The sequence below is a fragment of the Cohnella sp. genome, from assembly GCF_041640265.1.
Taxonomy (GTDB): Bacteria; Bacillota; Bacilli; order Paenibacillales; family Paenibacillaceae; genus Cohnella.
On sequence record NZ_JBEQAP010000024.1, the window covers coordinates 65,548 to 78,378 of the forward strand.

At 48.0% G+C, this 12,831-nt stretch carries 13 protein-coding genes; 2 read left to right on the forward strand and 11 right to left on the reverse strand.

Annotated elements, in window-relative coordinates; all coding sequences use genetic code 11:
- Position 1: 1 nt before the first annotated feature.
- From ACESLK_RS17490 to ACESLK_RS17505, 4 genes are all read right to left on the reverse strand, one after another.
- A complete protein-coding gene (locus ACESLK_RS17490; RefSeq protein WP_373230984.1) occupies positions 2 to 568 on the reverse strand; it encodes an RNA polymerase sigma factor in 567 nt (188 codons plus the stop codon).
- A gap of 65 nt (positions 569 to 633) precedes the next feature.
- Complete coding sequence (locus ACESLK_RS17495) at positions 634 to 1,302, reverse strand: cupredoxin domain-containing protein (protein ID WP_373230985.1); 669 nt, start codon at positions 1,300 to 1,302, stop codon at positions 634 to 636.
- Positions 1,299 to 2,987: a plastocyanin/azurin family copper-binding protein gene (locus tag ACESLK_RS17500; RefSeq protein ID WP_373230986.1), complete on the reverse strand. Its 1,689-nt coding sequence runs from the start codon at positions 2,985 to 2,987 to the stop codon at positions 1,299 to 1,301. The genes ACESLK_RS17495 and ACESLK_RS17500 overlap by 4 nt, the downstream gene beginning before the upstream one ends.
- A gap of 119 nt (positions 2,988 to 3,106) precedes the next feature.
- On the reverse strand, positions 3,107 to 3,466 hold the full coding sequence (locus ACESLK_RS17505; protein WP_373230987.1) for a winged helix-turn-helix transcriptional regulator: 360 nt from the start codon (positions 3,464 to 3,466) through the stop codon (positions 3,107 to 3,109).
- Between the two features lie 116 nt (positions 3,467 to 3,582).
- Between ACESLK_RS17505 and ACESLK_RS17510 the strand changes: the two genes are divergently transcribed.
- Positions 3,583 to 4,596 carry a zinc-dependent alcohol dehydrogenase family protein gene (locus ACESLK_RS17510; protein WP_373230988.1) on the forward strand — a complete coding sequence of 338 codons (1,014 nt, stop codon included), beginning with the start codon at positions 3,583 to 3,585 and terminating at the stop codon, positions 4,594 to 4,596.
- Between the two features lie 79 nt (positions 4,597 to 4,675).
- Here ACESLK_RS17510 and thyA read toward each other — a convergent pair whose 3' ends face one another.
- The 6 genes from thyA to pdhA all read right to left on the reverse strand — a co-directional run bounded on the left by thyA (position 4,676) and on the right by pdhA (position 11,158).
- Positions 4,676 to 5,470, reverse strand: a complete 795-nt coding sequence (gene thyA, locus ACESLK_RS17515) for a thymidylate synthase (protein WP_373230989.1) — start codon at positions 5,468 to 5,470, stop codon at positions 4,676 to 4,678.
- A gap of 40 nt (positions 5,471 to 5,510) precedes the next feature.
- The gene (locus ACESLK_RS17520) at positions 5,511 to 6,014 is read right to left on the reverse strand and encodes an acyl-CoA thioesterase (RefSeq protein WP_373230990.1); all 504 of its coding nucleotides are present in this window, start codon (positions 6,012 to 6,014) and stop codon (positions 5,511 to 5,513) included.
- A gap of 101 nt (positions 6,015 to 6,115) precedes the next feature.
- A complete protein-coding gene (lpdA, locus tag ACESLK_RS17525) occupies positions 6,116 to 7,537 on the reverse strand; it encodes a dihydrolipoyl dehydrogenase (protein WP_373230991.1) in 1,422 nt (473 codons plus the stop codon).
- A gap of 3 nt (positions 7,538 to 7,540) precedes the next feature.
- A complete protein-coding gene (locus ACESLK_RS17530) occupies positions 7,541 to 8,917 on the reverse strand; it encodes a dihydrolipoamide acetyltransferase family protein (protein WP_373230992.1) in 1,377 nt (458 codons plus the stop codon).
- Between the two features lie 16 nt (positions 8,918 to 8,933).
- Entirely contained in the window at positions 8,934 to 9,911 is a 978-nt protein-coding gene (locus ACESLK_RS17535) for an alpha-ketoacid dehydrogenase subunit beta (RefSeq protein ID WP_373230993.1), read from the reverse strand.
- A 143-nt stretch (positions 9,912 to 10,054) separates the two neighbouring features.
- On the reverse strand, positions 10,055 to 11,158 hold the full coding sequence (gene pdhA / locus ACESLK_RS17540) for a pyruvate dehydrogenase (acetyl-transferring) E1 component subunit alpha (protein WP_373230994.1): 1,104 nt from the start codon (positions 11,156 to 11,158) through the stop codon (positions 10,055 to 10,057).
- Positions 11,159 to 11,404: 246 nt separating this feature from the next.
- Here pdhA and ACESLK_RS17545 point away from each other — a divergent pair, with 246 nt between their 5' ends.
- Complete coding sequence (locus ACESLK_RS17545) at positions 11,405 to 12,154, forward strand: alpha/beta hydrolase (protein ID WP_373230995.1); 750 nt, start codon at positions 11,405 to 11,407, stop codon at positions 12,152 to 12,154.
- Between the two features lie 434 nt (positions 12,155 to 12,588).
- On the opposite strand, the gene ACESLK_RS17550 is transcribed toward ACESLK_RS17545, so the two are convergent.
- On the reverse strand, positions 12,589 to 12,831 hold a 243-nt coding region (locus ACESLK_RS17550), incomplete at its 5' end, for a hypothetical protein (protein WP_373230996.1).

The following is a 12,831-nucleotide window of genomic DNA, read 5'->3' on the forward strand; positions in this document are numbered from 1 at the left end:
CCTAAAGTTCCTCCCTTAAGCCCTGTAGATGCCGACGAAGTGACTTGAGCGCCTGATGCAGCCGGTTTTTGACAGTTCCGACCGGTTCTCCGCCGATCTCCGCAATTTCTTGAAGTGTGTACCCTTTCCAATACAACATTTCAATCACCTTTTGCTGAGGCTCGCTTAGTCTTTTGGATGCGGCCGCTATTACCGTTTGTTGATCATTGCGAATAGCAATCGCTTCTGGATTGTCTGCTGCGGAACTGCCAAGAGATTCCTTCATTTCTTCTATCGAAACCGCCGATTGATGTCGGCGCTCGCGCCGCAACACATCGATGGAAATATGCCGAGTCACTGTAATTAACCAGCTCGTAAATTGGCCTTTTCCCGCGTCATATTCTGCTTGCGTGGTCCAAAGACGCGCAAAAACAAGCTGAACGATCTCACGCGCCAAAGTCTCGTCACCGGAAATGCGGAGGGCAAACGAGAATACAAGCCGCGCATGACGATCATATAGCAGCTCTAAAGAATCTATCCGTTTATCGCGGACATGACGCATTAATTCTACATCGGACTCGTTCGGCATCTATATTTTACTCCTCGTCCACTCAGGCAAATTGGCGGATGGGAACATTCCCCACCCGCCATTCTTTATTCGCCCTTGACTATGATTTTCCCTGTCATACCCGGGTGCGGTGCGCAATAATAAGTAAAAGTTCCTTCGTCGTTGAACTTTACGTCTTCCGACTTATCTTGACCAAACAGCCCCGTATCGAACTGTCCATCATCTGCCGTCGCGGTATGCTTCACTTTATCCAAATTGATGAAGGTAACCGTAGTCCCCTTACTGACCGTCAATTCGCTTGGCGAAAATGCAAAGTCCTTAATCTCCACGATTACCGTTTCCGCAGCATCTGCCGACGGCTCCGCTGAAGGCTTCTCCGACGGTTTGGATGCAGATGGCTCCGATTCCTTGGAAGGTGTTTCTGAAGCCGGTTGCGTGCTTGCAGAGGCGGATGGAACCACCTCAGTCGACTCCACAGCTTCATGTTCATGCGAGGCTTCCTTTGAAACGCTTGGAGATGGAGATTCGCTGCTAGGTTCTACACTCGGCTCTGTAATATTCTCGGAAGCAGCCGCGCTTGATTGCGGCGAAGCCGCGGCCGCGGGTTGCTCGGGAGACGACAGCTGGGTTTCGCTCAGCTGAGAAGATGAAGCAGATGGTGCTGCAGCGTCTTCGATCGAGGATCCGCAAGCTGCAGCTGCAAATGTAAACATAACCATGACTATCAGGATCAAGATGCCCTTATGTCTACTCATTGGACGATAATCTTTCCTTTCATGAAGGATTTATGAGGCTCGCAGAAATATTCGTAGGTACCGGGTTTATCGAGCTTAATTGTCGCCGATTCCCCTTTGTCCAGCAATTCCGTCTTGAAAGAGCCGTCAACAGCCACGGCATTATGCTGCATATCGTCCCTGTTGATGAATTCTACTGTCGTACCTGCTTTAACCGTCAGCTCCGTAGGTGTGAAGGAGTATTCTTTCATCTCGATTGTAACTTTCGTCTCTGCTGGAGCAGGAACTGGCGTTGCTTTGCCTGCAGTCGTTCCAGAGAAAGTCTGCGGATTCACAACGAACCACACATTCCCCACCGCTTGACCCTTTAAGTCACCTCTTTTTACATCCTGGAAAAAGGTGTAGAGCGGATAACCTTTAAACGTTGTTTGCTTCATGCCGTCGGCTCTTGTGATTTCTCCGAAATCCTTCTTATCCAAGCCTTTAGGTGTAACAATAGAATCTGTATGGAAAGCTGGCCATTTGACTAGGCAATCCCCTGCACAAACGCTGGAGCCGGCCGGATCCTTGTCGAAATAATACAGGCTCACTCCATTGCTGTCGACCAAATAGTTGCCAAGCTTTGTATCTGTATTCGTATCCGTTCCTAGAGCGACTGTGTAGAAAGGTTGTTTGACGAGGAACCAGACATTCCCCACTCCTTCTCCAGCCGTGTCATCTGCCTTCATGTCTTTGATAAAATAATAGAGCGGCCATCCTTGATAGGTGAGCTGCTTTGCACCATCCGTGCGAGTGAATGAGCCGAAATCCTTAGCATTTAGGTTTTCTGAGAGCAGCAGCTGATCGGAGTAGAATACAGGCCAGTTCTTCAAGCACTCCCCTTTGCAGCTGCTAAGATCAGCCATATCCTTCGTAAAGAGATAAAGCGACATGCCTTTACCGTCTGTCAGATAGGAAGAGCCGTCAGCCAGCTTCTGAATATCAATTCGCTGTCCCTCTAGCAGCATCGCTTTATCGGCAGCGATCACCTTCATCTCAACTAGCTCGTGCAGCAAAGAATGGCTTTTTCCCTTAGGCATCGCCTGAAGTGTTTCCGTCAATGCAACTGCCAAGTCGCGGTTAGTGAATGGCGTTGCAGCAGCCGATCGAGACAAGCCTTGACTAGCGGCAAACTTCAGTGTTTCCGCATAAGTAAAATCTGTAGCCGTACTGTACTGAAGCGACTCTAGCATCACTTTGTAAAGCTGCTGTGAAGTGATTGCGGAAGTCGGATCAAAGCGTCCTCCACCCGTTCCGCTCCAGCCGTATTCAGGGTGATTCTTCAGGTATGCAAGCACAGGCTGGGCTGCCTTGCCGGCTGATCCTGCATCGACGAAAGTATCCGTACCCGCATAGGCTTGCGCCTCTTTCTCTTTGCCCATTAACCTTAACAGCAGAATTGCTGCTTGAAGCCGAGTCGTTGTCTTGGCTAGATACGCCTCCGAAACTCCATCTCCATCACCAAGTAAAATCCCAAGCTGAGTTACTGCTTCTGTTGCCGTAAATGTTTTCACTGCAGAAACGTCCGTTGCAGTCCCGGTAGCAGTTCCCGCCTGCTCGCCCTCCGCAAGCGCTGTAATTGGGGTTAATACCCATACCAAAACCATTAAAAGCCCCAATATTAGTGCCATACTGCGCGTAGAAATTCTTCGAATACCATTGTTCATTCGCTATCGTTCCCCTCTCCGAATTAGGTTCATCACTTAACCAAACGAACGAAAGGAAGAAACGGTTTGAAGGAATTTTAATGGCTGCTCCGTCTGAAAAGAGTATGGATCGATGTTTCTTATTTCCCGCCGTCGTATTCTGCTCTAGCCTTCCTAACCAAAGAATAATGATTCGATGCCCAAACCTTTAACATTTTCATGCAAGGAATTAACGTTTCTCCAAGTGGAGTCAGTGAATACTCTACGATCGGGGGTACTGACGGTGTAACCTCTCGTCTTACCAAACCGTCTCGCTCCAGTTGTTTCAAGGATTGAGTCAGCATTTTCTGCGATACACCTTCGATACGACTTTTCACCTCTCCATATCGAATAGTTCCATCCTCTAAGGCGTAGATGACCAACGCGGTCCATTTATTAGACACGATTTCAAGCACCTGGCTGTAAGTGCAAGCAGATATGGAGATGTCAGGCTGCTTCATAATAAATATCCTCCTTACGCACCTTAAGGTACGTATGCCACTTTAAAGTACGTTCTTACTAAATTTTAGTTGATGAATTATTGTATGTCTATTCCCTTACGAAGGAGAGATGTACAATGAAAGCATACGTTATTCAAGGCGGCTTCGGAATCGATCACGTTATTGAAGTTGAGCGACCGGTTCCGACACCCGGCCCGGGCGAAGTACTTATCCGCATGAGAGCTGTAGCTCTTAACTCACGCGATCTAGGAGTGATAGATGGGTTTTACAATCCCAATCTGACAACCCCTCTTATACCGGTATCCGATGGTGTCGGCGAGGTTATTGCCTTAGGAGAGCACGCCTCCAAGTTTCAAGTAGGCGAGCGTGTATGCGGAATCTTTACCCAGAGCTGGACTGTGGGTGAACCGACGAAAGAAAATTGGGTAACTTCTCTTGGAAGCCCGCTTGACGGGTTGCTTGCTGAATATACCATTTTACCGGAGGATGGTTTGGTTCGCGTACCTGGACATTTGACTGATGAAGAAGCGGCAACGTTACCTTGTGCCGGTGTAACGGCATGGCATGCCATCGTAGAAGAAGGTAAGGTCAAAGCAGGGGATACGGTAGTCGTTCAAGGTACCGGCGGCGTCTCCTTATTCGCCCTGCAGTTCGCCAAGCTCCAAGGTGCCAAAGTGATTGTCACATCCAGCAGCGATGAGAAGCTGAACCGTGCAATATCGATTGGAGCCGATTACGGGATCAACTACAAGCAAACCGTGGATTGGGATAAGGCCATTGTTGATTACACTCAGGGACGCGGAGCCGATCATATTGTTGACCTTGGCGGCGCGTCTACTGTCAACCGCTCCATTGCGGCTCTGAAGGTAGGCGGACAAATTAGTATCGTCGGCATTCTATCGGGCGCAAGCGTAGAGGACTTTGCGATTGTCCCCGCTATACTCAGGAAGGCACGGCTTCAAGCGATCAATGTCGGCAGCCGTGTAATGTTCGAGAACATGAACCTCGTGATCGAGCAGCATGCTCTGCACCCTGTAATTGACAGCGTGTTCCCTTTCGCACGAGCCGTGGATGCCATTCAACACTTAGCAAAAAATTCGTATTTCGGTAAAATATGCATTGTATTTTGATACATGTTTGCAGTACAGCATAATGCAATAAAATCCCCTCCAGTTTAGACATGGTCGGGGATTTTATTGCATTCCTCACCTATACAGCAACCGGAGCTTTGATCCCCGGATGATGCTCATAACCGACAAACTCGAAATCCTCATAAGTATAGTCGAATATGGAGTCTGGCTTGCGTTTAATGATTAATTGCGGTAAAGGAAAAGGCTCTCTCGATAACTGGAGGTTCACCTGCTCCAGATGATTGCTGTAGATGTGAACGTCGCTGCCCGACCATATGAACTCTCCGACCTCAAGGCCGCATTGCTGCGCCATCATATGAGTCAACAAAGCATAAGAAGCAATGTTGAATGGCAACCCAAGGAAGGTGTCAACAGAACGCATTGTCAGCATACAGCTTAGCTTGCCGTCCGCGACGTAAAATTGGAACACATAATGACAAGGGGGGAGCTTCATCTGATCGATTACCGAGACATTCCACGCACTGACAATATGTCTTCTCGAATTCGGATTCGTCTTAATACTCTCGACAACCTGAGCGATCTGATCAATTGTCCGGCCGTCCGGGGTCTCCCAAGCTCGCCACTGCGAGCCGTAAACCGGCCCTAAGTCTCCATTCTCATCTGCCCACTCGTTCCATATCGTTACACCGTTATCCTTCAAATATTCAATATTCGTATCGCCCCTCAGGAACCATAACAGCTCATGAACGACCGATTTGAGATGCACTCTTTTGGTAGTGACTAACGGAAAGCCCTCGACTAAATCATACCTAAGCTGTCTGCCGAATACAGACAACGTTCCAGTCCCCGTCCGGTCTTCCTTCACCGCTCCATTGTTAAGCACATCTTGTAATAAATCTAAGTAATTACGCAACAAAAACACCCCAACGAATGTTATTTTGTAGTTTATTGTATCATTCGACTCGGCCATCTGTCGACGAGAACCGCTGGGCGCGGCGTTTCTTACGCTGTTCGTAACGTTCCGGAGCACTGTCGAACAATTTTCTTTCTGCGTCGTTTTCCGGCTGTACGGGTGGCGCGAGTGTCGGCTTTCCATTCTCGTCTACGGCTACGAAGGTTGAGAATGCGGTACAGGTCACTCTTCGATCACCAGAAAAAAGATTCTCTGCCCGTACGACAACATATATCTCCATAGAGCTGCGATGAGTCCACGTTACGAAAGCTTCCAGCTCTACAACTTCACCCAAGCGTATTGGCGTCAAAAAATCGAGGCTATCCGTCGAAGCCGTTACAACGGGGGTTCCAGCATGCCTCATAGCGGATATTGCAGAGATTTTGTCGATATACTGCATCAGAGTACCGCCAAACATCGTACCATGATGATTCGTATCTGTTGGAAACACTAACTCCGTCATAATGGAACGCGATCGACTAACCGGTCTAGCTTCGTTATTCATGGATTAAGCTCCTTTTTGCTCGGATGACGAAAAATACACCTCTATGAGGCTATTCACGAGTTGTCGTGAAATTCCGTCATAAAGGTGTATGAACAAAGATATTAAGATTTAGGAGCTAATGTATGAATCGGGTGACCCATTGCAAGTTCAGCCGCATCCATTGTGATCTCGGCAAGCGTAGGATGCGCGTGAATCGTTAATGCGATGTCCTCAATCGTTGCTCCCATCTCAATAGCAAGACCGATCTCCGCGATCATATTGGACGCTTCTACGCCAGCAATTTGCGCGCCAAGAACAAGTCCGTTGTCTACGTCATGAATGAGCTTCAGGAAACCGTCAGCGCCGTTCAGCGTTACCGCACGGCCATTACCGCCGAATGGGAACTTGCTGGACTTTACGTTCAGTCCTTTTTCCTTCGCTTCCTTCTCCGTGTAACCGACGCTAGCGCATTCCGGATCGGAGAAGGCAACAGCAGGAATACATTTATAATCGACTCTGGAAGGCAAACCAGCAATAACCTCAGCAGCGACTTTAGCTTCGTATGAAGCTTTGTGCGCCAGTGCGGCACCCGGAACAATATCGCCGATAGCGAATATGTGCGGTATGTTAGTCCGGCATTGGTCATCGACTTCGATCAACCCGCGATCGCTGATTTTAACATCAATCAGATCAAGACCCAGCTCTCCATCCGTATTCGGACGACGACCTACAGTAACCAGCAGATAGTCAGCTGTAACCGACTTCTGCTCTCCGCCGACTTCGTACGTAACGGTGACGTCATTGTCGGTTTGTTCTGCGCCTTTAGCTAATGCGCCGTTTACAATCTCAACGTTTGATTTCTTAAGCTTCTTCACGACCAGCTGGCTCATGTCTTTATCGAAGCCTGGAAGAATCGTTTCAGCGCCTTCGAGAACGGTTACTTTCGTTCCGAATTTCGCATACATTTGACCTAGCTCGATGCCAATGTAGCCTCCGCCGATTACGAGAAGGCTTTTTGGCAATTCAGGAAGCGAAAGGGCTTCTGTCGAAGACAGAATACGTCCGCCGAACGGGAACGGCTTAAGCTCGATCGGACGGGATCCCGTCGCGATGATGCAGTTCTTGAAACGGTAACGCGGTGCTTCCTGATCGTTGAACAGACGAGCCTCATTCTGGTTAATGAACATGACTTCGCCGTTAAACATTTCTACCTTGTTCGCCTTCAGAAGCATTTCCACGCCGCCAGTCATTTTGTTAACAACGGACGATTTGTACTCCTGAACCTTGCCGAAATCTACGCCGATATTTTCAGCCGACAAGCCATAATCCGATGCATGCTGCATGGATTCATAGTGATGCGCGGCATTGATTAATGCTTTGGAAGGAATACAGCCGACATTCAAGCATACGCCGCCAAATTTGGCTTTGTCTGCGATGATAACCTTCTGCCCTAATTGCGCGGCACGGATAGCAGCAACGTAACCGCCAGGTCCAGCACCTACGATAAGCAAATCAATATCTAGAGAAGCGTCTCCTACAACCATGGATTACACCTCCATAACGAGCAGCTCAGGATCACTAAGCAGCTGTTTAATGTAATTTACGAAATTTTGCGCAGTTGCGCCATCAATAATACGGTGGTCAAAGCTAAGCGACAGAGCCATTACCGGTGCAATGACGATTTCGCCATTCTTAACTACAGCTTTCTCGGAGATGCGGCCTGTTCCCAGAATCGCAACCTCGGGGAAGTTGATGACAGGCGTAAAGAACATGCCGCCTGCGGAACCAATGTTCGTAATTGAAATGGTACTGCCTTTGAGTTCACCAGCGGACAGCTTGCCATCACGACCGCGCGTTGCAAGCTCGCGGATCTCATTCGCGATAGACCAAATGTTCTTACGGTCAGCATCGAAGACAACCGGAACAATCAAACCGTTATCCGTATCTGTTGCAATACCGATATTGTAGTATTTCTTATAGACGATTTCGTTTGCCGCTTCGTCGATCATAGCATTCATAGCCGGGAACTCACGGCATGCTGCTACGAGCGCTTTAACGATAAACGGTAAGTAAGTAAGCTTAACACCCTTCTTCTCTGCAACAGGCTTCGCGCGTGTACGCAAGGCAACTAGTCCTGTCACATCCACTTCGTCCATTAGAGTGACGTGAGGAGCAGTGTAGACGGATTTAACCATTGCGTTTGCAATCAATTTGCGGATGCCTTTGAAGGGAACTCTTTCTTCTACTCCAGGTCCGCCGGTCGTAACGGCAGCCGCAGGAGCACTAACCGATGGTGCTTTGGAAGCTTCATTAGCTTCCGTTGCAGTCGGGGCTTCCGCTGCTTTTGCCGCACCGCCAGCATTAAAGCCAAGCACGTCATCGCGAGTAATACGGCCATTCTTGCCGCTTCCGGAAACTTCCGCAATGGTAACGCCTTGCTCACGAGCCAGCTTTCGAACGCTAGGTGTAGCAAGCACCATTCCGCCGGATGCTGCCGGCTTCACTGCAGCTGGTGGAGTTGCTTGAGCTGCCTCAGAAGCTTTCTCAGCTGCTGGTTCACTGGCAGGCTGTTGTGCCGGTTGGTCCTTCGTATCTGCACCGCCGACAGCACTGTTACCTGTTGCACCGCCGGATGCTTGAGCTGGGCTTTCATCTGCAGAAGGAGTTTGATCTGGAACGTCACCTTCCGCTTCGATAATCGCGACAACTTCCCCGACATGCATAACCTGTCCGTCTTTGGCACGTACTTCAATGACCTTCCCATTAACCGGACAAGGGACTTCAACGATTGCTTTGTCGTTCTGAACTTCCATGATAATATCTTCGTCAGTCACCGTTTGGCCTGGCGCGATGTGCATTTTGACGATTTCGCCTTCATGCAGTCCCTCGCCTAGCTCCGGGAACCGATATTCAAATCTGGTCACCTGCAAACCTCCTCGATTAGAACTGAAGCACCTGATTTACGGTTTTTATGATGCGAGCCGTAGAAGGCAGCCATGCATCCTCAACTTGCGCGAATGGGTAAACTGTATCTGGACCTGTGACGCGAAGTACGGGAGCTTCAAGGTGCAGAATCGCTTTCTCGTTAATCTGAGCTATGATTTCTGCAGCAGCCCCAGAGGTCTTCTGAGCTTCTTGTACTACGATTGCACGGTTCGTCTTCTGAATCGAAGCAACGATAGTGTCGATATCAAGCGGCATCAATGTGCGCAAATCGATAACCTCGGCCTGAATTCCGCTCTTCTCAAGCTCCTCAGCCGCTTTCATTGCTGTGTGAACCATCAAACCATAAGCAATAATTGTAATGTCTTTGCCTTCTCGGACAACTTTGGCTTTACCAATCGGAACGGTGTACTCTTCTTCGGGAACCTCGTCCCGGAAAGCATGATACAGGTTCAAATGCTCCATGAAAAATACAGGATCATTATCGCGGATCGCCGAGATCAGAAGACCCTTAGCGTCATAAGGATTGGAAGGTACAATTACTTTAATACCCGGAGTCTGAATAGCCAAACCTTCTAGAGAGTCCGTATGCAATTCAGCCGCCTTAACTCCGCCGCCGAACGGGGTGCGAAATACGATAGGAGCATTATAACGACCGCCAGAACGAAAACGCATCCGTGCCGCTTGTACGAACATCTGATCAAGCGCTTCAAAGATAAAGCCGACGAACTGAATTTCGGCAATCGGACGAAAGCCTTGCGTTCCAAGTCCCACAGCAAGACCGCCAATTGCGGATTCCGCCAGCGGTGTATCAAATACCCGAGTATCGCCGAATTCCCCTTGCAATCCTTCGGTAGCGCGGAATACACCGCCTACTTTACCTACGTCTTCGCCGAAAAGAATGACGTTAGGATCGCGTTTCAGCTCAACGCGCATTGCATCGCGAATCGCTTCTTTCATATTCATTTGAGCCATGCTGGTAAACTCTCCCGTCTACGAGCGATCTGCTGCGTAGGCGATGATACACCGCCCGTCAGTCGTCTCGAATTTATGCGACCTGCTTCATACACCCAATTACTCGGTACAAGCAAGTCTTCTTCGTTATTAATCAGCAAAAATTATTGAAAATCAGCTTTTTGCTCTTCCAGGTGCTGCGGTGTATTCTCGAACATCGAGTCGATCAAGCCGGCTACGGTCATTTTCTCCGTTTGCTCTGCTTTCTTGATATGCTCGTTTACCGTATTCTTCGCTTCTTCCTTCACGCGCGCCGTGTCTTCCTCGGACCAAAGACCTTTACTCTCCAAATATTTACCGAATCGCACAAGCGGATCCCTCACGCTCCACTCCTGCTCTTCTTCTTTGGTACGATATTTGGTTGTATCGTCTGCCATGGAATGCGGACGGAAACGATAGGTTATCGCCTCGATCAAGGTTGCGCCGCCGCCATTACGGCCGATCTCGGCAGCTTCCTGTACAGCAGAAATAACGGCTAGCACGTCCATCCCATCTACTTGTAACCCGCGAATGCCTGCAGCAAGAGCTTTGTGAGCAATAGACTGAGCAGCAGTCTGCTTTGAGAATGGAGTCGTAATCGCATAACCGTTGTTCTGCACGAAGTATACGACAGGCAATTTGAACACGCCCGCAAAGTTCATGCCCTCGTAGAAATCGCCTTCCGAGGAACCGCCGTCACCTGTATAAGTAATTGCGACGCGTTTCTCTTTTTTAAGCTTAAAGCCCATTGCAATACCTGTAGCATGCAAAATTTGCGCACCGATAATAATTTGCGGCATGAGTACGTTAACGTCCTCAGGAATTTGTCCGCCGTGCTGATGACCGCGGGAATACAGAAACGCTTGGTATAATGGCAAACCATGCCAAACCAGCTGCGGCATATCGCGATATCCCGGGCAAATGAAATCTTCCTTCACCAATGCATATTCGCTGCCGACCATTGTTGCTTCTTGGCCTGAAACCGGCGCATAGAAGCCAAGACGTCCTTGACGACCTAGGTTAACCGCACGATCATCCCATGTACGGGTAAATACCATACGATACATGATTTCCTTCAGTTGATCGTCAGATAGCTTAGGCATGCGTTCCGGATTGACGACTTTACCTTCCGGAGACAATACTTGCAGTGGTGTGACATTGTCCGACTTCACTTCGTGTGGTCGGGCACCAGCTTTAATCACTGGAGCTTCAGTGGATACATTACTCATAAGGTTCACCTCATCTTTAATTGTGGAAGAGGGCTTTCTGTTATATTATTATTATATCTCTGTTTAATCGTTTTGGTCAAAGAAAATGTGCTGAAAATCCTTTGTTTATATAGCTTTTGTGTTTATCATGTTTATATAACAGTTATCTCCATATTGTATAACAGCATAATACACTCTCTGGAAATTGACCTTCATTTGGTTTTCCCTTACCCGCTAATTCCCATACCTAGTAAGGAGGTTTGTCTAATGAGTGACAACCCATTATTTAAGAGAACGATTCATAAACATGAAATTCCCAGCAAATATTTGCCTGAAGGTAACCGCACGATTCGCGTTTATTTGCCGCCTGGTTTTCAGGCATGGATTAGCTATCCTGTCGTTTATTGTCAGGACGGCGAGGATTTTTTCAATTTCGGACGGATTGCTACACTTGCGCAGAAGCTCATTCTAGAAGAAGGATGGGAACCCTTCGTTATTGTTGGTGTTGATGTTGATAAAAAGCACCGCACATCCGAATACGCGCCTGACGGAGATCGTTATTCATCCTATACCCGTTTCTTCGCGGATGAACTCATCCCATGGGTAGAATCCCATTACCCCGTGCGAAATGATCGAGATCAGAGAATATTAGCCGGAGATTCACTTGGCGGGGCGATCAGCGTTTCCTTGGCCGTCACCTATCCTTCTATGTTTAGTCATATCATTTCACTTTCCGGCGCTTTTTACGATAATTATTGCAAACAGATGCAGTCTGCTTCAAGTTTGGAATACTTACGTGTGTGGATGATTGTCGGTCTTCAGGAAAATGAATTTGCAACCGATCGGGGGACATTCGACTTCGTGGAGTTGAATCAGAACGCGAGAAAATTGTTAGAGGAAAAAGGCGCAAAGGTGTTTTACGGGGAAAAAGACGGTGAGCACAAGTGGGGCTTCTGGCAAAAAGAACTGCCCGGTGCATTGTCCGCTTTCCTTGGACCTGATCCAATGTTTGATTAACTACGGGGCAGATTTTAGTATCTCTGATTAAACTGCTTCGGAAGGTTCTACACTGTGCAGCTAACTTTTTTCTGCATGAAAAATAGCTGCATATTTACGCCTATTGGAAACATGGTGGTGAAGTGAGTGGGCTGTGTTTAGCTTTCTGCTCTTCATTGTCGCTTTTTACGAATGAGCGAGCGATATGTGGCTTTTGACTCTTCATTGTCGCTTTTTGAGGCTGTCGATTAACAGTTCATAACTTTCTGAAATCTGCGGGAGACCACAGAATGTATACGAAAAATCATACAAAATGAGCAGCACACACATCGAATCAGTCGATTCTATGCGAAATTTCATACACAAAACACGATTTGAGCCCGGATTCTACAAATGTATCCGAAAAATCATATACATTCTCTGCATGTGTACGTTCACGTTAAAACTGTCCACAATTAATCGACAGCCTCTTTTTGCGACAATGGTGAGCGGTATATGTCCTTCTGCTCTTCATTGTCGCTTTTTACGACAATGAGAGTGCGGTATGTGGCTTTCAGCTCTTCATTGTCGCTTTTTACGACAATGAGCAAGCAGTATGTGTCTTTCGGCTCTTCATTGTCGCTTTTTACGACAATGAGCAAGCAGTATGTGTCTTTCGGCTCTTCATTGTCGCTTTTTACGACAATGAGAGTGCGGTA

Excerpts from the sequence above, each read along its gene's own strand:
- ACESLK_RS17520 (WP_373230990.1), bottom strand. The coding sequence starts at position 6,014 with ATGAATAACGAAGCTAGACCGGTTAGTCGATCGCGTTCCATTATGACG.
- ACESLK_RS17535 (WP_373230993.1), bottom strand. The coding sequence starts at position 9,911 with ATGGCTCAAATGAATATGAAAGAAGCGATTCGCGATGCAATGCGCGTT.
- ACESLK_RS17500 (WP_373230986.1), bottom strand. The coding sequence starts at position 2,987 with ATGAACAATGGTATTCGAAGAATTTCTACGCGCAGTATGGCACTAATA.
- ACESLK_RS17495 (WP_373230985.1), bottom strand. The coding sequence starts at position 1,302 with ATGAGTAGACATAAGGGCATCTTGATCCTGATAGTCATGGTTATGTTT.
- ACESLK_RS17545 (WP_373230995.1), top strand. The coding sequence starts at position 11,405 with ATGAGTGACAACCCATTATTTAAGAGAACGATTCATAAACATGAAATT.
- pdhA (WP_373230994.1), bottom strand. The coding sequence starts at position 11,158 with ATGAGTAATGTATCCACTGAAGCTCCAGTGATTAAAGCTGGTGCCCGA.
- ACESLK_RS17505 (WP_373230987.1), bottom strand. The coding sequence starts at position 3,466 with ATGAAGCAGCCTGACATCTCCATATCTGCTTGCACTTACAGCCAGGTG.
- ACESLK_RS17490 (WP_373230984.1), bottom strand. The coding sequence starts at position 568 with ATGCCGAACGAGTCCGATGTAGAATTAATGCGTCATGTCCGCGATAAA.
- ACESLK_RS17510 (WP_373230988.1), top strand. The coding sequence starts at position 3,583 with ATGAAAGCATACGTTATTCAAGGCGGCTTCGGAATCGATCACGTTATT.
- lpdA (WP_373230991.1), bottom strand. The coding sequence starts at position 7,537 with ATGGTTGTAGGAGACGCTTCTCTAGATATTGATTTGCTTATCGTAGGT.